Source organism: Lentzea sp. NPDC058450, assembly GCF_042721395.1.
Taxonomy (GTDB): Bacteria; Actinomycetota; Actinomycetes; order Mycobacteriales; family Pseudonocardiaceae; genus Lentzea.
Window position 1 is genome coordinate 115,118 of the sequence record NZ_JBHXLO010000024.1, and the last position, 20,994, is coordinate 136,111.

23 protein-coding genes are annotated in these 20,994 nt (G+C 69.2%); 11 read left to right on the forward strand and 12 right to left on the reverse strand.

Annotation, left to right across the window (positions count from 1 at the left end; translation table 11 throughout):
• The first annotated feature begins 60 nt into the window (after positions 1 to 60).
• From ACFWNN_RS31130 to ACFWNN_RS31145, 4 genes are all read left to right on the forward strand, one after another.
• Entirely contained in the window at positions 61 to 885 is an 825-nt protein-coding gene (locus ACFWNN_RS31130; protein ID WP_382443493.1) for a helix-turn-helix transcriptional regulator, read from the forward strand.
• Positions 849 to 2,045 (forward strand): 5-(carboxyamino)imidazole ribonucleotide synthase, encoded by a 1,197-nt coding sequence (locus ACFWNN_RS31135; protein WP_382443494.1) that lies wholly within the window; start codon positions 849 to 851, stop codon positions 2,043 to 2,045. Before ACFWNN_RS31130 ends, ACFWNN_RS31135 begins: the two co-directional genes overlap by 37 nt.
• On the forward strand, positions 2,042 to 2,530 hold the full coding sequence (gene purE / locus ACFWNN_RS31140; RefSeq protein ID WP_382443495.1) for a 5-(carboxyamino)imidazole ribonucleotide mutase: 489 nt from the start codon (positions 2,042 to 2,044) through the stop codon (positions 2,528 to 2,530). Before ACFWNN_RS31135 ends, purE begins: the two co-directional genes overlap by 4 nt.
• A gap of 78 nt (positions 2,531 to 2,608) precedes the next feature.
• Complete coding sequence (locus ACFWNN_RS31145; RefSeq protein WP_382443496.1) at positions 2,609 to 3,772, forward strand: acyl-CoA dehydrogenase; 1,164 nt, start codon at positions 2,609 to 2,611, stop codon at positions 3,770 to 3,772.
• Between the two features lie 42 nt (positions 3,773 to 3,814).
• Here ACFWNN_RS31145 and ACFWNN_RS31150 read toward each other — a convergent pair whose 3' ends face one another.
• From ACFWNN_RS31150 to ACFWNN_RS31165, 4 genes are read right to left on the reverse strand one after another with little or no spacing between them, the layout of a single operon-like run.
• A complete protein-coding gene (locus tag ACFWNN_RS31150; protein WP_382443497.1) occupies positions 3,815 to 4,219 on the reverse strand; it encodes a DUF2625 family protein in 405 nt (134 codons plus the stop codon).
• Positions 4,220 to 4,235: 16 nt separating this feature from the next.
• Entirely contained in the window at positions 4,236 to 4,688 is a 453-nt protein-coding gene (locus tag ACFWNN_RS31155) for a macro domain-containing protein (protein WP_382443498.1), read from the reverse strand.
• A gap of 40 nt (positions 4,689 to 4,728) precedes the next feature.
• Positions 4,729 to 5,208 carry an SRPBCC family protein gene (locus ACFWNN_RS31160; protein ID WP_382443499.1) on the reverse strand — a complete coding sequence of 160 codons (480 nt, stop codon included), beginning with the start codon at positions 5,206 to 5,208 and terminating at the stop codon, positions 4,729 to 4,731.
• Positions 5,205 to 5,531, reverse strand: a complete 327-nt coding sequence (locus tag ACFWNN_RS31165) for an ArsR/SmtB family transcription factor (RefSeq protein ID WP_382443500.1) — start codon at positions 5,529 to 5,531, stop codon at positions 5,205 to 5,207. Before ACFWNN_RS31165 ends, ACFWNN_RS31160 begins: the two co-directional genes overlap by 4 nt.
• Positions 5,532 to 5,846: 315 nt before the next feature.
• On the opposite strand from ACFWNN_RS31165, the gene ACFWNN_RS31170 reads away from it, so the two are divergent.
• The 5 genes from ACFWNN_RS31170 (at position 5,847) to ACFWNN_RS31190 (ending at position 9,746) form a co-directional block, all read left to right on the forward strand.
• Positions 5,847 to 6,779: a trypsin-like serine peptidase gene (locus ACFWNN_RS31170; protein ID WP_382443501.1), complete on the forward strand. Its 933-nt coding sequence runs from the start codon at positions 5,847 to 5,849 to the stop codon at positions 6,777 to 6,779.
• Between the two features lie 83 nt (positions 6,780 to 6,862).
• On the forward strand, positions 6,863 to 7,627 hold the full coding sequence (locus tag ACFWNN_RS31175) for an META domain-containing protein (protein ID WP_382443502.1): 765 nt from the start codon (positions 6,863 to 6,865) through the stop codon (positions 7,625 to 7,627).
• 10 nt (positions 7,628 to 7,637) lie between these two features.
• The gene (locus ACFWNN_RS31180; RefSeq protein WP_382443503.1) at positions 7,638 to 8,396 is read left to right on the forward strand and encodes an META domain-containing protein; all 759 of its coding nucleotides are present in this window, start codon (positions 7,638 to 7,640) and stop codon (positions 8,394 to 8,396) included.
• An 11-nt stretch (positions 8,397 to 8,407) separates the two neighbouring features.
• Positions 8,408 to 9,205 carry an META domain-containing protein gene (locus tag ACFWNN_RS31185; protein WP_382443504.1) on the forward strand — a complete coding sequence of 266 codons (798 nt, stop codon included), beginning with the start codon at positions 8,408 to 8,410 and terminating at the stop codon, positions 9,203 to 9,205.
• Positions 9,206 to 9,329: 124 nt separating this feature from the next.
• A complete protein-coding gene (locus tag ACFWNN_RS31190; protein ID WP_382443505.1) occupies positions 9,330 to 9,746 on the forward strand; it encodes a DoxX family protein in 417 nt (138 codons plus the stop codon).
• On the opposite strand, the gene ACFWNN_RS31195 is transcribed toward ACFWNN_RS31190, so the two are convergent.
• The 3 genes from ACFWNN_RS31195 to ACFWNN_RS31205 are packed head-to-tail and all read right to left on the reverse strand — an operon-like array spanning position 9,727 to position 13,140.
• A complete protein-coding gene (locus ACFWNN_RS31195) occupies positions 9,727 to 10,410 on the reverse strand; it encodes a TIGR03089 family protein (protein ID WP_382443506.1) in 684 nt (227 codons plus the stop codon). The two genes, ACFWNN_RS31190 and ACFWNN_RS31195, sit on opposite strands and share 20 nt — an antisense overlap.
• A 10-nt stretch (positions 10,411 to 10,420) precedes the next feature.
• On the reverse strand, positions 10,421 to 11,611 hold the full coding sequence (locus tag ACFWNN_RS31200; protein WP_382443507.1) for an LCP family protein: 1,191 nt from the start codon (positions 11,609 to 11,611) through the stop codon (positions 10,421 to 10,423).
• A gap of 59 nt (positions 11,612 to 11,670) precedes the next feature.
• On the reverse strand, positions 11,671 to 13,140 hold the full coding sequence (locus ACFWNN_RS31205) for an LCP family protein (protein ID WP_382443508.1): 1,470 nt from the start codon (positions 13,138 to 13,140) through the stop codon (positions 11,671 to 11,673).
• Positions 13,141 to 13,336: 196 nt separating this feature from the next.
• Here ACFWNN_RS31205 and rfbB point away from each other — a divergent pair, with 196 nt between their 5' ends.
• On the forward strand, positions 13,337 to 14,323 hold the full coding sequence (gene rfbB / locus ACFWNN_RS31210) for a dTDP-glucose 4,6-dehydratase (protein ID WP_382443509.1): 987 nt from the start codon (positions 13,337 to 13,339) through the stop codon (positions 14,321 to 14,323).
• A gap of 6 nt (positions 14,324 to 14,329) precedes the next feature.
• The gene (gene rfbD / locus ACFWNN_RS31215) at positions 14,330 to 15,178 is read left to right on the forward strand and encodes a dTDP-4-dehydrorhamnose reductase (RefSeq protein WP_382443510.1); all 849 of its coding nucleotides are present in this window, start codon (positions 14,330 to 14,332) and stop codon (positions 15,176 to 15,178) included.
• A 231-nt stretch (positions 15,179 to 15,409) separates the two neighbouring features.
• Here the strand turns inward: rfbD and ACFWNN_RS31220 are convergent, their stop codons facing one another.
• Genes ACFWNN_RS31220 through ACFWNN_RS31240 form a run of 5 tightly spaced genes read right to left on the reverse strand, consistent with a single transcriptional unit; the run spans position 15,410 to position 20,989 of the window.
• Positions 15,410 to 16,504, reverse strand: coding sequence for a glycosyltransferase family 4 protein (locus ACFWNN_RS31220; RefSeq protein WP_382443511.1), 1,095 nt, complete (start codon positions 16,502 to 16,504; stop codon positions 15,410 to 15,412).
• On the reverse strand, positions 16,497 to 18,989 hold the full coding sequence (locus ACFWNN_RS31225) for a glycosyltransferase (protein ID WP_382443512.1): 2,493 nt from the start codon (positions 18,987 to 18,989) through the stop codon (positions 16,497 to 16,499). Before ACFWNN_RS31225 ends, ACFWNN_RS31220 begins: the two co-directional genes overlap by 8 nt.
• 3 nt (positions 18,990 to 18,992) lie before the next feature.
• Positions 18,993 to 19,544: a hypothetical protein gene (locus ACFWNN_RS31230; RefSeq protein ID WP_382443513.1), complete on the reverse strand. Its 552-nt coding sequence runs from the start codon at positions 19,542 to 19,544 to the stop codon at positions 18,993 to 18,995.
• Positions 19,541 to 20,086, reverse strand: coding sequence for a hypothetical protein (locus ACFWNN_RS31235; protein WP_382443514.1), 546 nt, complete (start codon positions 20,084 to 20,086; stop codon positions 19,541 to 19,543). The genes ACFWNN_RS31230 and ACFWNN_RS31235 overlap by 4 nt, the downstream gene beginning before the upstream one ends.
• The gene (locus tag ACFWNN_RS31240) at positions 20,087 to 20,989 is read right to left on the reverse strand and encodes a glycosyltransferase family 2 protein (protein WP_382443515.1); all 903 of its coding nucleotides are present in this window, start codon (positions 20,987 to 20,989) and stop codon (positions 20,087 to 20,089) included. It abuts the gene before it with no gap.
• Positions 20,990 to 20,994: the final 5 nt, after the last annotated feature.

Sequence of the window (20,994 nt, forward strand, 5' to 3'; positions counted from 1 at the left end):
GCGTCTTTCCGAGCGGCACGACCAGCCAGGCACAGTCGATCCCTGGCTACCTTGGAGGACATGCAAGAGCTGGCGGGCTTTCTGCGCAGCCGTCGCGAGCGGTTGGCGCCGGTGCGGGACGGACGGCGGCGCACGCCCGGACGTCGCCGCGAGGAGGTGGCGGAGGCCGCGGGCATGTCCGTCGACTACTACTCACGACTGGAACAGGCCCGTGGGCCGCATCCGTCCGTGCCGGTGCTCAACGGGCTCGCACGCGCGTTGGAGCTTGACGACGACGAGCGCGCGCACCTGTTCCGGCTGGCAGGCGAGGCCGTGCCCGAGGAGCCGGCGACGACGTCGATCCGGCCCGGCGTCCGGCTGCTGCTCGACCGGCTGCGCGACGACCTCGCCGTGGTGATGTCCGACCTCGGCGACGTGCTGGCCGCGACCCCGCGTGCCGAGGTCGTGTTCGGGGACGTCGTCGGGCGCAACCTGCTCAGGGAGTTCTTCCTGGGCGACCGGAGCTGGGTGCCGGAGGAGGATCGCGAGGACATCGCGCGTGGGCACGTCGCCGATCTTCGCGCCACCCTCGCGCGCAGGCCCGCCGCACGGCCGTTGGTCGACGAGCTGATGGCCAGCCCGACGTTCGCGCGGTTGTGGGCAGGGCACGACGTGGCGGTGCGCCGGATGGCGCGCAAACGCCTGCGGCACCCGGAGGTCGGGCTGCTGGAGTTCGACTGCGAGGTGCTCGGCGCGCCTGAGCACGACCAGCGGCTCGTGATCCACGTCGCACCGGAGGGCAGCGTCACCCAGGCGAGGCTGGCTCTGCTGGTGAGCGCGGGAGAAGCCGCAGGTAGGATGCCTGAACCGTGGACTCTCGTACCCGTCTCCCCGTCGTCGGAATGATCGGCGGCGGGCAGCTCGCCCGCATGACGCACCAGGCCGCGATCCCGCTCGGGCAGTCGCTTCGCGTGCTCGCAGTCTCCGAGAACGACCCCGCCGCGCTCGTCGCGCGGGACGTGGTGCTCGGCACGCACACCGACCTCGACGCGTTGCGCGCGTTCGCGAAGGGCTGCGAGGTCGTCACGTTCGACCACGAGCACGTGCCCGGCGACCACCTGCGCGCGCTCGTCGCCGAGGGCGTGAAGGTGCACCCCGGTCCGGACGCCCTGCAGTTCGCGCAGGACAAGCTGAAGATGCGCGTCCGGCTGGCCGAGCTGGGGCTGCCGGTGCCGCCGTTCGCGGAGGTGCACGAGGTCCGCGACGTGCAGAAGTTCGGCGCCGCGCACGGCTGGCCGTGCGTGCTGAAGTCGATCCGCGGCGGCTACGACGGCCGTGGCGTGTGGATGCTGAACACCCCGCAGAGCGCCGAGCGGGTCGTGCCCGAGCTGCTCGAGGCCGGGACGCCGTTGATGGTCGAGCAGTGCGTGCCGATGCGCCGCGAGCTGGCTGCCGTCGTGGCGCGCTCGCCGTTCGGGCAGGGCGCCGCCTGGCCGGTCGTCGAGACCGTGCAGTCCGACGGCATCTGCGTCGAGGTGCTCGCCCCCGCTCCCGCTCTGGACGGTGCCGCGGCCCAGGAGCTGGCGCTGAAGGTCGCCGACGCGCTGGGCGTCGTGGGCGTGCTGGCCGTCGAGCTGTTCGAGACCGCGGACGGCGTCGTCGTGAACGAGCTCGCGATGCGCCCGCACAACTCCGGCCACTGGTCGATCGAGGGAGCACGCACCTCCCAGTTCGAACAGCACCTGCGCGCCGTCCTCGACTACCCGCTGGGCCGCACGGACCTGATGGCGCCGGCCGTCGTCATGGCGAACGTCCTCGGCGCGGCCGAGACGCCCGCGATGGGCCCGGACGAGCGCGTGCACCACCTGTTCGCGCGGTTCCCGGACGCGCACGTGCACCTGTACGGCAAGGAGGAACGGCCGGGCCGCAAGGTCGGCCACGTGACGTTCCTCGGCAACGACATGACCGAGGTCCGCTCGCGCGCACGGCTCGCGGCGGACTGGCTCTCCACGGGCGTCTGGTCAGACGGATACGACATTCACGGCGAAGAGCGGAGCGCGGAGTGACTCAGGTTGGCGTGATCATGGGCAGTGACTCGGACTGGCCGGTGATGAAGGCGGCCACCGAGGCGCTCGCCGAGTTCGACGTGCCGTTCGAGGTGAGCGTCGTCTCCGCCCACCGCACCCCACAGCGCATGCTCGACTACGCCGCCACCGCCGCCTCCCGCGGCCTGCGCGTGATCATCGCGGGTGCCGGCGGCGCCGCCCACCTGCCCGGCATGGTCGCCTCGGCCACCGTGCTCCCGGTGATCGGCGTGCCCGTCCCGTTGAAGTACCTCGACGGCATGGACTCGCTGCTCTCGATCGTGCAGATGCCCGCAGGCGTCCCGGTCGCCACGGTGTCCGTCGGTGGGGCGCGCAACGCAGGCCTGCTGGCCGTCCGAATGCTGGCGTCGTCGGACGTGGCGTTGCAGGAGCGGATGGCCCGCTTCCAGGCAGAACTCGAGCAGCTCGTACTAGACAAGGACGCGGCTCTGCAGAAGTCCCTCTGAGTGCTCAACGGCACAGGAGCGCTCGACGTGAACGGGCGCTAACATCGTGCCGAGGACTCGCTACTGGGAGGTAACAAGGTGAACCCGAGCTTCGGCACCTATCAGCTCGCCGAGGAGCACGAGGCGCTGCGTGAGGCCGTCCGCTCGCTCGCCGAGAAGGAGATCAAGCCGCACGCGGCCGAGGTCGACGAGAACGAGCGCTTCCCGGTAGAGGCACACAACGCCCTGGTCAAGGCAGGTTTCGCGGCCGTCCACGTCCCCGAGGACTACGACGGCCAGGGCGCGGACTCCGTCGCCACCTGCATCGTGATCGAGGAGGTGGCCCGCGTCTGCGCGTCCTCCTCCCTGATCCCGGCCGTGAACAAGCTCGGCACCATGCCGATCCTCTTGTCCGCGTCCGACGAACTCAAGCAGCTCGTCATGCCGTCCATCGCCTCGGGCGAGGCCATGGCCTCCTACGCCCTGTCCGAGCGCGAGGCGGGCTCCGACACGGCCTCGATGCGCACCCGAGCCGTCCTGGACGGCTCGGACTGGGTGCTCAACGGCACCAAGTGCTGGATCACCAACGCCGGCGAGTCCACCTGGTACACCGTCATGGCCGTGACGGACCCCAAGGCGGCCAAGAAGTCCGCGGGCATCTCGGCGTTCGTCGTGCACAAGGACGACCCGGGCTTCTCCGTGGGCCCCAAGGAGCGCAAGCTCGGCATCAAGGGCTCGCCGACCCGCGAGATCTACTTCGAGAACTGCACGATCCCGGCCAACCGCATCATCGGCGAGCCGGGCACGGGCCTGAAGACGGCTTTGAAGACGCTGGACCACACGCGCCCGACCATCGGCGCCCAGGCTGTCGGCATCGCGCAGGGCGCTCTCGAGGCAGCGGTCGCGTACGTCAAGGACCGCAAGCAGTTCGGCAAGTCCATTTCGGACTTCCAGGGCGTCCAGTTCATGCTGGCCGACATGGCGATGAAGATCGAGGCGGCCCGCCACATGGTCTACGTCGCCGCCGCCAAGGCAGAACGAGGCGAGCCCAACATCGGCTTCATCACCGCAGCCGCCAAGTGCTTCGCCTCCGACGTCGCCATGGAGGTCACCACCGACGCCGTCCAGCTGTTCGGCGGCGCCGGCTACACCCGCGACTTCCCGGTGGAGCGCATGATGCGCGACGCCAAGATCACCCAGATCTACGAGGGCACCAACCAGATCCAGCGCGTCGTGATGTCGCGCGCCGTCCTCAACGGCTGAGTGCTCGCCTGAACGGCCTGGAGGGCACGCCCTCCAGGCCGTTCAGCTTTCGTCGAGCGAACCGGCGATCATCGCGCCCAGCCAGTTGGTGTAACCCAGGTCGAGGCTCTCCCACACGGGCAGCCCCGGACTCAGCTGGTGCACCGCCGGCCTCCCGCTGGTAGACGCCAACGCGTACCGGTCCCCGCGAACGTGCTCGGCCACGACGATCCGTCCGTCCTCGACGTGCACCGCGGCCACCTCGGCCGACCCGCTCCCGAACACCCGGAGTCGCCCGTCCACCACCAGCCCACCGGTGTGCAGCACCACCGCACCCAGCCACGAGTCGGCGGCGATGCCCAACGACTCCACGCGCGAGGCCGCGTCGGGACTGGGCTCCAGCACGGTCACCGGGTACGGCGACTCGGCGATGGACCGGCTCACCGCTTCCCACGCGGACTTTTTCACGCCGCGCAGTGTGGCATCACCGGTGCGAAGGGGCGTAGACCACGACGGTCGCGTCCAACGGCCCGAGCTTCGCCGCGATCAACGGCTCCACGTCGCTCCACGCCAGCCCGCCGAGTCCGCATCCCAGCGCCGGCACCGCCACCGACCGCAACCCCGACGAGCCGATCACGCGTGCCAGGTCATCCAACCCGGCAGCCACGTCGGACAACCGAGACCGCGACCGGAAGTGCTTCTTCGTGGGAAAGCTGATGAAACACCGGTCCAGCGAGACCACGTGCACGCGGCCCAGCTGAACCTCGCCGGCCGCACAAGCCGCGGCGTACGAAGCGAAATAGGCGGGGTGGCGTTGCTTGAACTGCAGCGCCAGCCCCTTGCCCATCACGCCGACGCAGTTCACCGCGTTGACCAAAGCTTCCACGTCGGCGTCCAACAGGTCGCCGGAACCCTCCACGATCACAAGCCGCATCATGCAGGGCACCACCGACAAAAATGTCAGGCCACAAAGGACCTCAGAGCGTGGCGAGGACCTCGCCCAGGCGCTCGTACGAACGACCCGCGCCGTCCGACATGCCGGTGGCCAGCACCGCGTCACGGGCCTCCTGCGACACCAGCGTCATCGTCGTGGTCATGACGGTCTGACCGCCCTCCTCGACGAACGTGACGGTGGTCAGCGCCGGCGGGTTGTCCTCGAAGACCTCGGTGTTCACGAGCCGCGAGTACGGCGTGACCTCCGTGTACTCGCCGTGCATCTCGAAGCTGGAAGACCCGTCCGGCAAAGCCCAGCCGTAGCGCCACTTGCCGCCCACGCGCAGGTCGACCTCGCAGATCGGCATCTCCCAGCCGTCGGGGCCGAGCAGCCAGCGGCGCAGCAGCTCAGGTGTCGTGAAAGCCTTCCACACCAACGAAGCCGGCGCGTCGAACGTGCGCGACATCGCGATCTCGGTGTCGGACGGGAGGGTCACGGTCGTGCCGAACTTGACGGTGGTCATTCCTCGTTCTCCTTCATCTCGGTCAAGAGCTCGTCCAGGCGTGCGTAGCTCGCATCCCAGAAGCGGCGGTAGTTATCGGCCCACACGGAAACCTCCCGCAGAGGTGTCGCGTCGAGTTGGCAGGGACGCCACTGGGCCTCCCTGCCTCGGGTGATCAGGCCTGCCTTCTCCAGCACGCGCAGGTGTTTGGAGATCGCCGGGCCGCTGATGTCGAACGGCTCGGAGAGCTCCTTCACCGTTGCCGGGCCGTCCGTGAGCCGCGCGAGGATCGCGCGGCGGGTCGGGTCCGCCAGTGCGGCGAAGGTGGCGCTCAGCTGGTCCATCTCGTACCTAACCACTTGGTTATCTAACCTCTGGGTTAAGTAGACCCACGGGCGCCTCGCCTGTCAACCCCCAACTTCAAGATCAGCGAAGCGGATAGCGCTTTCCGATCTGGCCGATCAAAAGCAAAAATGGACCAGAAGGACCGCGTTCCAGGACGCACGGAATCGAAGCGGGGCTGAACGGGGCAATGTCCAAATTGCCGCTGGACACCAGGTCAGAGGCCTCGCTACGTTCGCTGAGCCGCAATTCAAACCTCGTTTAGTGAGGTATTTCGAATGAGAGCGAAAAGAACTGTTTCGTTAGTGTTTGGATTTGTGCTGGCAGCTTCCGTGCTCGTGCCGACCGCGCAGGCGGCACCGAACGGCAGCTCCAGCAGCCTGGCCAGAACCTCCGACAACAAGATCCAGACGACCGCCGCGGTCGAGCAGTACTGGACCGAGGAGCGCATGGCCAAGGCGATCCCGGCGCAGGCTCCTGCCACGGTCCAGGCCGCTACCCCACACCAGCCCTCGGGTCGTGCGGGCAGCATCGACGGCGTCGCACCGTCGGTGAAGGTCCAGAACCAGCAGGCGCAAGGCATCGGGACGATGCTCAACGAGTCGCAGACGGTCGGGAAGGTGTTCTTCACCAACCCGCTGAACGGCCTGAACTACGTCTGCTCCGGCGCGACCGTCAGCAGTGGCAAGAGGAAGCTCGTCCAGACGGCGGGCCACTGCGTGCACGGCGGTGCCGGCGGTACCTGGATGTCCAACTGGGCGTTCGTGCCCCGCTACCGCAACGGCGTGCGGCCGTTCGGCACGTGGAGCGCGTACACGTTGACCACGCGCACGGCGTGGATCAACTCCAGCAGCTCCGACGAGGACATGGGCATCGTCGTCATGAACACCCTCGGCGGCAACTCGATCGCCAACGTCGTGGGTGGCAACGGGTTGCGCTGGAACTGGGGCTACTCGGTGTTCGTCACGATCCTCGGCTACCCCGCGGGTCCGCCGTTCACCGGTGAGCTGCAGTACTTCTGCCAGGGCACGACCTGGAACGGCCACGGCCAGCAGGTGCGGGCCTGGTGCAACATGACCGGCGGTTCGTCCGGCGGTCCGTGGTTGCAGGAGTACAACGACCAGAACGGGCTGGGCTACATCAACAGCGTGGTCAGCCACCGCCACGCCGACCCGAGCCAGATGGACGGGCCGTACTTCGACAACGACATCAAGAGCCTCTACGACTTCGCGGAGTCACTGTCCCCGTGACGTCGAATTCCGTTGGCCGGGCGCGGAAACCCCGCTCCCGGCCTTCGGGCAACCAAACGCCTGCGACCCGACGTCCTACCCACATGAGCACCCGAGCCGCCCTCGCCGTCCTGCTCCTCACCGCCACCGCCGCGTGCGGTGGCGCCCCGGACAGCGGCCAGGGCCCGAACCTGCGCGGCCAGGTCTACGTCTCGTCGTCCGTGCAGGAGCGGGGCGAGCCGCGCCCCCTGGTCGAGGGCACGAGCATCGAGCTCAGATTCACCGACGACAACAGGCTCCTGGCCAGCGCGGGCTGCAACCAGATGCAGGGCCCCGTGACGCTCGACGACGGCAAGATCTCGGTCGGAGAGCTCAGCATGACCGCGATGGGCTGCCCCAACGTCGCGCTGAACGAACAGGACACGTGGCTGTTGCAACTCCTCACCACCAAGCCGGAGTGGAAGCTCGACGGCACCGACCTGGTCGTCACCGGCGGCACCGCGGAGGTCGTCCTGGCGAACGAGAAGCCCGCCACGCTGGAGGGCACCTGGACCGTCGACGGCATCGTCGCGAAGGACTCCACCTCGTCCATCCCGGCCGGCGTCAAGGCGACCATCACCTTCAAGGACGGCACCATCGCCGTCGACACCGGCTGCAACCTGAACGGCACCCCGTACCCCTACGAGCTGGACGGCAAGAAGATCAAGGCGCAGCTCGGGGCCGTCACCGAGAAGGGGTGCACTCCGGAGGGCGAGGTCGAGCAGGCCGTGCTCGACGCGCTCCTGAGCACCGAGACCACCTACTCGATCGACCGTTCCACGCTCACCCTGACCGGCGCGTCGGGTGCTGGCGTGACGCTGAAGAAGTAGGGGGCAGGCCATGGGAATCCGGGCAACGGTCGCGCTCCTGGTCCTGCTGGTCGCCGGCTGCGGCGCCCAGCAGGCCGGAGGAGAGAGCAGCCTGCGGGGCAAGGTGTTCACGTCCACCTCCGTCACCGATCAGGGCAAGCCGCGCACCCTCGTCGAGGGCACGAAGATCGAGCTGCAGTTCACCGACGACGGCAGGCTGCTCGCCGACGCCGGCTGCAACCACATGGGCGGCCAGGTGAGCACGGACGGGGCGAAGCTCGCCGTCGCCGACCTCAGCATCACCGACATGGCCTGCCCGGCCCCCGGCGCGGGCGAGCAGGACACGTGGCTGTCGAAGCTGCTCACCGCGCAGCCGTCCTGGCGGCTCGACGGCGCGAACCTCGTGGTCACCGGCTCGGACGCGGAGATCGTGCTGACACCCGAACAGCCCGCCACGCTGGAGGGCACCTGGACCGTCAACGGCCTCCTGCGGCCGGACGTCGTCGCGTCCGTGCCCGACGGCGCGAAGGTGACCATCACGTTCAAGAACGGCACCGTCGCCGTGGACAGCGGCTGCAACCGCAACGGCAACGAGGTGCCGTACGTGCTGGAGGGTGCGACGATCAAGGCGCAGCTGGGGCCCCAGACCCTCAAGTCGTGCGGTGCGGTGGACGAGGTCGAGGCCGCGGTGAACGCAACGTTCGAGACCGGTGCGGTCACCTACGAGATAGAACGCTCCACGCTCACCCTCACGAACGCGTCGGATGCGGGGGTGCAGCTCACGAAGTAGGGGGACAGGGCATGGGTTTCCGCGCAGTAGCAGCAGCCGTCGCCGCCGTACTGCTGATCGGTGGGTGCACCGGTGAGAGCCCGTCCACAGGTGCGGCACCGGGCATCGAGCGGAACAAGATCTACCTGTCGACTTCGGTCGTCGACCAGGGTGAGCAGCGCACGCTGCTTTACTCGACGCGGATCGGGCTGACGTTCACCGACGACGGCAAGCTGAGGGCCAGCGCCGGCTGCAACGACCTGTCCGGCCAGGTCAGCATGGACGGCGGCAAGCTCGCCTTCCTCGACTCCAGCGCCACCGACATGAGCTGCGGTGCTGGCGGCATGCCCGGTCTGGCCGAGCAGGAGCAGTGGCTGTGGAAGGTGCTGAAGGGGGAGCCGTCGTGGCGGCTCGACGGCAAGAACCTCGTGCTCACCACGGCGAACGTGGAGATCGTGCTGGCGCAGGAGATGATCGCCAGGCTCGAGGGCACGCGGAAGGTCGCGTACGTCATCTCCGCGAACTCCTCGTTGCCGGTGCCGGAAGGTGTGGACGCCGAGGTGACGTTCAAGGAGGGCGTGATCACCGTCACCAGCGGCTGCTTCGACGGCACCAGCAGGCGCGCCGACGGCAAGCAGTACGAAGTGGACGATCAGACGATCAGGTTCGGCGGTCTGGTCCTGAGCCTCGAGAACTGCAGCGCCGCCGAGATGGAGGTCGACAACACCCTCCTCCGCATCCTCAAGCCGGAGGGGTTCAAGTTCCTCATCGAGGACAGCGATGTCGTGATCATGAACGCCGCCGGTGACGGTCTGCGACTGCGGAAGTGACCTGCGAACCTAAGGACTCGCTGTTGGCTTCCTGTCGAAATCATGAGGTTGTTCAAACCTGCACTACTTTTGGTTCGAGGTTGAACGACCTACAGCTGAACGACAGGATCGGGGAGCAAGCATCATGGTCAAGGACGTCGCCGCACTCATCGGGCGCATCGCCGTCGGCATCGTTTTCGTCGCGCACGGCTGGCAGAAGTTCACCGAGTGGGGCATGGCCGGCACCGCCGGGTCTTTCGACAAGATGGGTGTGCCGCTGCCGACGCTGTCCGCCTGGTTCGCCGCGGTCGTCGAGCTCGCCGGTGGCCTCGCGCTGATCGCCGGCGTGGCGTTGCCCGCCGTCGGCATCCTGCTCGCGGCCGACATGCTCGGCGCGTGGCTGCTCGTGCACCTGCCGAACGGCCTGACCGGCGAGGGCGGCGCGGAGCTCGTGATCGTGCTCGGCGCGGCCGCCCTGGCGCTCGGCTTCAACGGTGGTGCCTACTCGCTGGACCGCGTGCTGTTCAAGAACAACAAGATGCTCAACCCAGCTGCTGCGTGATCTTCTCGCTGTCCCGGCGCGCGGCCGTCCGGCCCGCGTCGGGACTGCTCACCTGCACCAGCGAACCACCGGCCGCGAGCACGGCCAGAAACCCTTCCAGCACAGCCGAAGCCGAGTCCCACTCCAGAGTGGACAGCACGCGCGGCTCGGTGCCGAGCTTCTCGCCTGCCGCACGAGCGGCCGCGACCACCTCATCCACAGTGGACTCGCCGAGCGCCAGTCCGGTACCCGGAACCGGTTCCCACGGCAGGAAGTCGTCGCCGTGCACGCGCACGTCGTCGTTGTAGTCGACCGGCGCGCCCGAACCCAGGCCCAGCGGGTGCAACGACGCCACGGCCACCACGTCCGCGTCCGCCGTGCCGCCGGGCGGCACGATCGCCACCTTCGCGGCCTCGCCGGGACCGACCACGCGGGCGCCGGCCCACCAGGCGCCGAGCAGCACGCCGACGGTCGCCCAGTGCGCGGGCAGCAGCACCGCCACCGCGTCACCTGGCTCGACGTCGTGCTCGTCGCGCAGCCAGTTCGCCGTCTTCGCGGCCCAGTTCTTCACCGTCGCCCGCGACAGCTCGATCCGGGTGTCCGCCGCGTCGTCGTAGTGCGTGATCAGCGGACGGCCGGGATCGGCCTTGAGCAACGGCGTGAAGAGGATCTCGGTGACGCTCACGCGGTGACTCCTAGTCGACGCAGGGCACATCCTGACGGGCCTCGACGGCGTGCGCGCCGTCCAGCGAGAGCAGCTTTTCAGGACCGAACCGCGAAGGAGTACTCGGGGTCGAGGGCGCCGACGGCGTGGGCGTCGGGGTCGCGCCGATCTGCTGCGCCACCCACGCCTTCACCGCCTCGCGGTCCACCGTCACGATGCTCTGCCCGCGCTCGTTGCGGGCGTCGATGCTCGTCACCGGGATCGTGGCGAACTCCACGTTGCCCGACGCGAGCCCCTGCGCCTGCGCCGCCAGCGTCGCGAGATCGAGCTTCTGGTCCACCACAACGGACTTCGACACGGCGTCGAGCAGGCCGCTCATCTTGCCGGGGTCGGTGAACGTGCCCGCGGACAGCAGCTGCTTCATCGCCTGCGACATGAACACCTGCTGCCGCGTGATGCGACCCAGGTCACCACCGGGCATGTTCCGCTGCCGCACGAACGACAGCGCGTCACCGCCTGAGATCGTCTGCGGCCCCGCCCGGAAGTTCGCGCCGGAGTTCGGGTCCGACGTGCCCGCCTTCAGGCACACCTGCACGCCGCCGATGACCTCGGTCAGCAGGTAGAAGCCGTAGAGGTTGATCTCCGCGTAGTGGTCGACGCGCATGCCCGTCAGGTCCTGCACCGCCTGGACGAGTGCCTTGCGGCCTGCCTCGTCGGACCTCCGCTCACGTTCGGCCTGGTCGCTCACGCCCTCGGCCTGAAGCCGTTCCGCGGTCAGGTACTTCACCGCGCCGTAGGCAGAGTTGATCTTGTCTTCGCGGTATCCCTCGATCGGCACGTACGTGTCGCGGGGAATCGAGATCGCGCTCGCCTTGCCGCCGTTGCGGGGCACGCGCATCACGATGATCGTGTCCGTGTTCACCGTGTCGGTGCCCTCGGTGCGCAGCTTGCGCAACACGTCCGCGGGAAGTGGCCGCCCCTGTGCGTCCGTCCGGCTGTCGCTGCCGACCAGCAGGATGTCGGTCGCGCCGTCGTCCGCCGGCGGCGAGTTCGGGATGTCCTCCAGCACCTGGAGGATCTGCGTGGTGTTCGTGTTCTCCTTCACCAGCCGCAGCGCCGTCCAGAAGTAGCCGGAGAACGCCAACGTTGTCACAGCCACCAGCGCGACGACCACACGGCCTGTGACCCGTGCGGTCTTCTTCGCGCGCGCAGCAGTGCTCAACGTCGGTCCCCCGTTCCTGAACTCTCAGCGTAACTATCGTCAGTGCGTTACGCCGGGTTTCAGTTGACGCAGACGAGCCCGCCGGCCGTGATCGGCGGGGTGCTCGAACTCGGGGCCGTCGAGGTGCCGGGAACGTTCTGGACGTCGACGTCGCTGTCGTCCTGCGCCTGGTAGTCGCCGCCGACGAAGACCTGCACCTGTCCCTTTCGGACGGACGCGTCCTCCTCGACCTGCACGTTCTGGCCGAGCTCCGCCGCGACCTTGCGCGCGGAGCCCTCCTCGCCGGTGGCGTACCTCACGACGGTGGTGTCGCTGTTCTGCGGGGCCGAGGCGACCGGGCCGCGCTGGAAACCCTTGGCGGCCAACGTGTTCAACACCTGCGACGCGAGCCCCTGGACCCCGGCCGCGTTGTAGACCGCGACGGAGATCTGGGCGTTCGGCGGCGCGGGCAGGGTGGTCGTGGTCACCGGGGCGGAGTTGCTCGTCGACGGCTTGTCCGCTGCCAGCGACGTGATGAACTTCCGCACCTCGGCGGGGTTCACCGGCAGCACGTTGCCGTCGCTGTAGGTGTCCGTCGGGTCGCCCACCGGGATCGTCTTGAACTCGAAGTTGCCGCCCACCAGGCCCTGCATCTGCTCGGCGAACGTCGTGATGTCCCAGCCCGAGCTGAGGATCACCGACTTCTGCACCGCCTCGACCAGGCCGTTGAGCTTCGTCGGGTCGGTCAGCGTGCCGGTCGACAGCACCTTCTTCGCGAGCGCGCCGATGAACACCTGCTGGCGGACGATCCGGTCGAGGTCGCCGCCGGGGAGGTTCTTGCGCTGCCGCACGAACGACAACGCGCCCGCGCCCTCGATCGTCTGCGGGCCCGCCTGGAAGTTCGCGCCGGAGTCGCGGTCCGAGGTCGGCTCCTTGAGGCACACCTCGACGCCGCCGATGGCCTTCGTGACCTCGTAGAAGCTCGCCAGGTTGACCTCGGCGTACCGGTCGATGCGCACGGTGCCGCCGGACATGTTCTCGACGGTCTTGATCAACGTCTTGCGGCCGGCGGCCATCGATTCGTCACGGATCCGCTTCTCGTCCGTGACGCCCTCGTTCCGCAGCTTCTGGTCGACGGTGTTGCGCTGGCGGGCGAACGCCGAGTTGAGCTTGTGCTTGCCGAACCCGTCCGCCATCTCGACGTAGGAGTCGCGGGGGAACGAGATCGCGACCGCGCGGGTCCCGTCGACCGGGATGTGCACGAGGATCATGGTGTCGGTGTTCTGCTCGCCGTCGGCGATGCCGCCGTTGAGCATGGCGAGCACCTCCTGCGACAGCGGGTTGCCCTGCGCGTCGGTGCGGCTGTCCATGCCGACCAGCAGGATGTCCACCGCGCCGTCGAGCGGCTTGGGGCCCTGGACCGTGACCTCGTCGGAGATGACGTCGGTCTTGACGATGCCGTCGTTCGCGTTGCGCAGCTTCGTCCAGCCGTACGACGTGACGAGAAGCACAGCGACCGAGACGACCGCCACGATCGTTTTCCCGGCCATCAGGAAAACGCGAGCAGCCGGAGATGGCCGGGTCCCGACCACCCTGACCGGCAGACTCCTGCCTTCCACAGCCGTTTCCTCCCCCACCACACCGAGTTTAGACGTTTATAAGTCACACGACGTGACATTGCTGTGGGTTGCAGCGATTAGGGAAGTGACAGACTGCTGTTCGGGGAACACCACGGGAGGAATTGGCATGCGCGTACTGGTGACAGGCGGGGCCGGGTTCATCGGCTCGCACTACGTGCGGGAGTTGGTGAGCGGGTCCTACCCGGGGTTCGCCGGTGCCGAAGTGGTGGTGCTCGACAAGCTCACCTACGCGGGCAGCGAGACCAACCTCGCGCCGGTCGCGGGCAAGTTCGAGTTCGTCCAGGGCGACATCTGCGACGCCGCGCTGGTCGCGGAGCAGATGCGCGGCGTGGACGTGGTCGTGCACTTCGCGGCCGAGTCGCACGTGGACAGGTCGATCACCGGATCCGCGGAGTTCGTCCTCACGAACGTCCTCGGCACGCAGACGCTGCTCCAGGGCGCGCTGAACGCGGGCGTGGGCCGGTTCGTGCACGTGTCGACGGACGAGGTCTACGGCTCGATCGAGACCGGTTCCTGGACCGAGACGCACATCCTCGAACCGAACTCGCCGTACTCGGCCTCGAAGGCCTCCTCGGATCTGCTCGCGCGCGCGTTCCACCGCACGCACGGTCTGCACGTGAGCATCACACGGTGTTCGAACAATTACGGGCCGTATCAGTTCCCCGAAAAGGTGATTCCGCTCTTCGTCACCAATTTGATCGACGGCGGGAACGTGCCTCTCTACGGTGACGGCCTCAACGTGCGCGACTGGCTGCACGTCGCGGACCACTGCCGGGGCATCCAGCTCGTCGCCGAGGGCGGCCGGCCGGGCGAGATCTACAACATCGGCGGCGGCACCGAGCTCACCAACCGCGAGCTGACCGAGAAGCTGCTGGTCGCGACGGGTCGCGACTGGTCGGCCGTCGAGCCGGTGCAGGACCGCAAGGGCCATGACCGCCGCTACTCGGTCGACATCTCCAAGATCGCCTCCGAGCTGGGCTACGCACCGCAGGTCGACTTCACCGTCGGCCTGTCGGACACGGTCGAGTGGTACCGCGAGAACCGCGCGTGGTGGGAGCCGCTCAAGGAGCGCGCCGCCCTGGCGAAGGGCTGATCCTCCGTGCTCCTCGTTCCCGGTGGTCGCGGCCAGCTCGGCCACGACCTCGCAGAGCTGTCCTCCGACGTGCGCGCGCTGTCGTCCGCCGACCTGGACGTGACGAAGGTGACGGCCGCGGACCTGGCCGGCGCCACCGCGGTGATCAACTGCGCCGCCTACACCGCCGTCGACGCGGCCGAGACCGACGAGGACCGCGCGTTCGCGGTCAACGCCGTCGGACCCGGCCTGCTCGCGGAGGCGTGCGCCTCACGTGGAATCCCGCTGATCCAGGTCTCGACGGACTACGTGTTCGCCGGCGACGGCACGCGGCCCTACGAGCCGTCCGACCCGGTGGGCCCGAAGTCCGCGTACGGGCGCACGAAGCTCGAAGGCGAACGTCGCGTGCTGGCGGCGGGCGGATACGTCGTGCGCACGTCGTGGGTCTACGGCGTGAACGGCTCGAACTTCGTGAAGACCATGGCGGCACTGGAGTCCACGCGGCCGACGCTGTCCGTTGTGGACGATCAACGCGGCGCCCCCACGTGGTCGCACGACCTCGCCGCCGGACTGCTCGAACTGGTCTCGGTGCTGCCGTCCCAGCGCCTGCTGCACGCCACCGGCGGCGGCGAGACGACGTGGTTCGGCCTCGCGCGGGCCGTCTTCGAGGAGCTGGGCGCCGACCCGTCCCGGGTCCAGCCCTGCACCACCGCCGACTTCCCGCGACCGGCTCCGCGACCCGCCTACTCGGTGCTGTCGGGTGCGGCGTGGGCAGCAGCGGGACTACGCCCTTTGCCGCACTGGCGAAGCGCCCTTTCGGAGGCGTTCACGGCGGGCGTGGTAGCTCCCCGTGCTGGTGCTGCGCCATTGGGGTGACCGGTCTGGCCCCGTAGTTCCGAGTGCGGGACCCTTTTCGGCATGTTCGATTCCGGGCGCACACATCCGCGCCCCGCGACAGAAGAAACCGATCGGCGGCGCTTCTTGACCTGCGTCGCCGTTGTCACGGGCTCGCGGCAGGTTTCGATGAGCCAGCTCGACAAGCGCTCGCCGAGGCCGCACTCTCGGTGAAGTCGTTGGGGCGTCAGGTCTTCCTGACGCCCACCAACGTCAGGCCCTGCTCTTCTGGTAAGCCTCGACCGTCAGCTCCGCGCACCGCCGCCAGGTGAACCCGGACGCGTGCGCCCGCCGTTCGCTCTGCGCTTCCGGAGTGGCCGGCGCCGCGACGGCCTGGGCCAGCCCGTCGGCCAGCGCCTCCACGTCGCCGACCGGCACGTGCAGTGCGTGCCCGCCCGCCACCTCGCGCAACGCGGGTACGTCCGAACAGACCACGGGAACGTTGCACGCCAACGCTTCCAGCACCGGCAGCCCGAAGCCCTCGTCCCGCGACGGCAGCACCAGCGCCGTGGCGCCGGCGACGACCGACCGCAGGTGCACGTCCGGCAGGTAGCCGGTCCGCAGCACTCGACCGTCCACACCGGACCGACCGGGTCCGACGATCACCAGCGGCGGCAGCGACGGGTCCGAGGCGTGGGCCTTGACCAGGTACTCCAGCCCCTTGCGGGGCCCGTCCGCGCCGACGAACAGCAGGTACTCCGACGGCAGCCCGAGCCGTCCGCGCACCGTGGCCGAGGGCGGCCGGGAGGCGAACCAGGCGGGGTCGACGCCCAGCGGCGTCACGACGATCTTCTCCAGCGGCACCGAGAACCGGTCCGCCACCACGGAGGCGACGGCGGCGGTCGGCGTGCAGATCACGTTCGCCCGCTGGGCCGACAGCCGCACCAGCTCGGGCAACCGGCGGTCGGACGGCGGCAGGTCGCCGGGCGCGTCCAGGAACGCGAGGTCGTGGATCGTGACGACGCGACCGGCCCGCACGGTCGGCGGCAGCACGAAGTTCGTGCCGTGCATGACGTCGGAGAACCCGGCCAGCATCTCCACCGGCGGGAACGGGGCGCGCAGCCACATCTGCCGCAACGCCCGCGCCGCCACGGGCAGACCGCGGGCCGTCACGTCGTGCGGCAACACCGTCCGCAACGCGCGCCAGCCGCGCAACGTGAACGCCACCGCGCGCACGTCGGCCTCCTCCGGCATGGAGGCCAGTTCTTCCGCCAGAGCCGCCGTGTAGCGGCCGATGCCGGTGCGATGTCCGAGCAGGGGTGTGCCGTCGAGCAGCACGGAGAGGGGTTTCTTGGGGGATCTAGCCATGCTTGCCACCACGCGCGATCTTGCGCAGACGCCCCGTCGCCCGCTTGGCCAACTCGGTCGGGCCGCCCGCGTCCAGGTACTCGCGCACCAGTTGCAGGTCCCGCTTCACCTTGTCCGACCTGGTCAGCCCTGGTGTGCGCACCATGGGGGCCGAGCCGGGCAGACGGTCCGCGGCGGGCCTGGGGTTGCGGCAGAACTCGGCCAGCGGCGCGAGTGCCGTCTCCCAGGTGAACCGTTCGCGTACGACGGCGATGCGCTCACGGCACTCGGCCGCGAACTCCTCGTCGTAGAGCACCTTCTCCAACGCGTCGGCGAGCGCCTCCGGGTCCTCCGGCGGCACGACGACGCCCAAACCTTCCCGCAGCACCAGGTCCGCGAACGAGTCGCCGGATGTGGTGACGATCGGCAGCCCCGCCCACAGGTAGTCGAGCACCCGCGTGCGGAACGCGAACGTGGTCTCCACGTGTTCGTAGTGCGTGGTGACACCGCAGTTCGCGTCGAGCAGCCAGTTCTGCCGCTCGGTGTAGGGCACCCACCCGTCGTTGAAGAACACGTGCTCGCCGGTCAGCCCCAACTGTGCGGACAACGCCCGCGTCTGGCCGGCGATGTCCATGTCCGGGACCTCGGGGTTCGGGTGCTTCATGCCGAGGAAGTACAGCTTCGCGGACGGCTGCCGCTTGCGCAGGTGGTCCATCGCCTCGATCAGCGACAGCGGGTCGAACCAGCTGTAGACGCCACCCGCCCAGATCACGACCTTGTCCGCGTCCGTCACGCCCGGCACCACGCCCTTGATCGCGGGGGCGGTGCGCTGCGGCGGCTTGCCGGACAGTCCGAAGGGGACGATCCCGAGCAACGACTGGGTCGTGGGGTCGTTGTCGTACAACGCCGGCGTCAACCGGCCCAGCGCGGCCAGGTGGCCAAGCCAGAAGTGGCGCTGCCGTTCCGACGCGCACAGGAAGAAGTCGCCGCGTTCGAGCTGCGTGTTCAGGACCTTGGTGACGGTCTCCAGGTCCAGCGCGCGCTTGTCGTCCGTGTCGTCCTTGCCCTGCTCCAGCAGCTCCAGGTGCATCGGGTCGTACATGTCGCAGACCACGATCTTGGTGGAGGACGCCTTCTTCAGCTCGGCGATCATCTCCAGCGCGTGGCCCTGCAACACCACCACGTCCGCCCACGCGACGTGCGGCGGCAGCTCCTTCGGCCGGGCGCGCTCGACGGCGAACGGGGCGTCGGGCGGCGCGCACAGCGGGTTCGTCGTGACGAGGCGGACCTGGTGCTCGCCGGACAGCACGTCGGCCATGTGCCAGGCGCGGATCGCCGGACCGGCCATCCGGTCGGAGATCGCGTCGCCGGTGATGACGAGGATCTTGCGCGGCTTGCCGAACACGTCGTCCAGGCCCAGCACGTCGACGAGGATGTCGTGCGCGGCGAGGTAGCGCGGCAGGGGATAGGCCGGTTCCAACGCCTTGCGCATCAACGGAACGATGTCCGTGTCCGACATCCGGCGCGCGGCCTGCTCGATCTTGCGCGACTTCTGCAGGGACGGCATCGCCTCGACGAACTGGTCGATCGCGAGGAACCCGGCCAGCGCCTGGCGCGGCACCCCGACCGGCGCCTGGTCGTCGGCCGGATCGGCCGGCCGGCGGGTGATCTCCAGCTGCGTGGGATCGATCTCACCGCGGGCCGTCGCGCGGCGCACGCACAGCGCCAGCGCGGCCGGCAGCACCTTCGCCAGCGTCTCGTCGGAGAAGTTCTTGTACAACGACATGAGCGCGTTGCGTTCCAACAGGTACAGCTCGCGGCTGTGGTCGATCGAGCTCATCGACGCGTGGTGCCGGTGGTAAGTGAGCGACGCCGGTTCGTAGCGGACCCGCCAGCCGCGCAGGTTGAGCCGCCAGCCGAGGTCGACGTCCTCGTAGAACATGAAGAACCGCTCGTCGAACCCGCCGAGCTGCTTGTAGAGCTCAGTGCGGACGAACAGCGCGGACCCGGTGCCGAACAGCACGTCCTTCGGGCCGTCGTGGCTGCCGTCGTCGTCCTGGCCCGCGTGCCGCTTGTAGCCCATGCCGAACCAGGTCAGCCCGCCGTCGACGAAGTCGATCTTCTCGCCGTCCCAGTCGAGGACCTTGCTCGCGACCGCGCCCACCGCCGGTTCGGCGTGGAAGACCCTGATCGCGGCCTTGATCCAGTTCCGGTCGGCGCGCGCGTCGTTGTTGAGGAACGCGAGCACACCGCCCGTGGCGTGGTCGACGCCGAGGTTGCAGCCGCCGGCGAACCCGAGGTTCTGCTCCGAGGTGACGACCTTCACGCCCGGCAGTTCGGCCTTCAGACGTGCGGTGTCGTGCGCCTCGTTGTCGACGACGATGACTTCGAGCAGGTCGGCGGGGTGGTCGACCTCCGCCAGCCCGCGCACGCAGGTGATCGTGTCCTCCGCGCCGCGATAGTTGACGACGATGACGGACACGAGGGGCAGTGAGGCTCGATCCACGCGCTAAGCCTGCCTCATCACTCTGCGCGCCCGCAGTGTGGTTGCACAGATCAGGAGCAAGGCGACAGCTACGGGCACCCCGAAGACCCACTCGGCCGACCAGTCGTTGCGGTCGGCGAGCAGCGGCCGCATCACCGGGTGCCGCAGCACGGTGGCCGGACCGGGCGCCACCTTCTTGTCCACCTCGCCCCGCACGACGATGCGCGACTCGGCGCCGTCGGGGCAGGTGACGTGGTGCGCGTAGGCGGGGTTGTCCGGCCCCGGCACGTCCTCGACGCTGGTGATCACGCACGTCTGGGGCGTGCCGAGCGCGTCCATCAACGCCCGGTGACCGTCGCCGAGCAGGACCGCCGTGCCGGGGATCACGACCATGAACGCGGGCAGCACGAGCCAGGTCGGCCCGAGCTTGCCGACGCCCCACGCGAACGCGAGCGACAGCAGTCCGCACGGCACGAGCACCAGCAGGTCGTACCGCTCCGGCACGATCGCGCCGAGCACGACGGCGGCCGCCACGGCGGCGAGGCCGATCACGATGAGTGCTGCTGGCCGCCTCACGGCTGCTTCCTGAGCAGCCGGGCGACCGGAACGAGAAGAATCATCGCTCCGGGGACGCTTGTGACCGGCAGGAGGTTCCACCGGCCCTCGTCGGCCCAGTCCGGCCGCAGCGGAGGACCGACGAGGACCTCGGCCTCCCCGGTCTTCAGCCGGTCGCTCCAGTCGCGTTCCAGCTCGATCTCGCCGCTCGGGCAGGCGAGCACGTAGTCGACGCGCGGGTACTTGACGAACGGGTGCTCGTCCTTCGACGTCACCGTGCAGCTCTCGACCTGCGCGGTGTGCTGGAGGAGCACGCTGTGCACGCCGAACGTCAGCACGAACGGGGCGACGAGCCCGAGCGCGAACGCGGGCAGCGCGACCCACTTGCGCTGGGACAGGCCGCTCACGCCGAGCGCGTAGGCGAGGCCGCCGAGCAGGCAGAGGAACACGAACCCCTGGGTGAGGGTGACGCTCAGCGCGACTCCGGCCGCGATCGCCACGAGTCCGCCGATGGTCAGCGGCCAGACCGGGTACCGCAGCTCATCGGTTTCCGGGCGTGACATTCAGCGGCCCGCCCAGTCCTGCCACACCCGCTGTCTCGGCACCGCCACCTTCACCCGCAGTCGCTGCACCAGCGTCACGGGCAGCCGGAGCAGCACCTCGCCCACCACTCGCGCCCGCAGACCGAACCGGAAGTTGGCGGCGTCCGGCACGTCCTTGCGCAGCGGCAGCATCGCCGTGATCGCCACGAACCTCGCCACCTGCGTGACCGCCACCGCGAACGGCGCGCACCGCAGCAGCATCAGCAGGCGGTTGCGTTCGTTCCAGCGGTGGAAGAGCGCCGAACCCGGCCGCGTGCTGGCGCCGTGCTTGTGCCGCACCCGCGCCGGCCCGACCGAGATCACCCGGTGCCCGGCAAGCCGCAGCCGCCAGGCCGTGTCGGTGTCCTCGTAGTAGCAGAAGAAGCTCGCCGGGACGCCCCCGACGGCCTTCAGCACGTCGGTCCGGAGCAGGGCCGCGCCGCCGCAGAACCCGAACACCTCGCGGCCCGCGAGCACGACGTCCCTGCCGTGGCCGTCCGCGGTCAGCGCGACGCCGACGGACTGCGTCGACCCGTCGGTGAGCAGGATCGACGAGGTGGCGGCGGCTGCGTCCGGTTCGCCTTCGAGAGCGCTCTCAAGCTCGGCGAGCCAGGACGGGTCCGGGGCCGCGTCGTCGTTGAGCCACGCGACGTACGGCGTCTCGACCAGGTCCAGCACGGCGGCGAGCCCGCCCGCGTAGCCGACGTTGCGGGGGAGCCGGACGACCTCGTGGCCGCTGATCAGCTCGGCCGTGCCGTCGTCGGACGCGTTGTCCACGATGATCGTCCTGTGTGGACTCTTCTGGGCTTTCAGGGCGTCCAGGCACGCCGTGACGTGGTCACGACCGCGCCACGTCACGACCACCACGGTGCTGACTGCCGACACGGCGT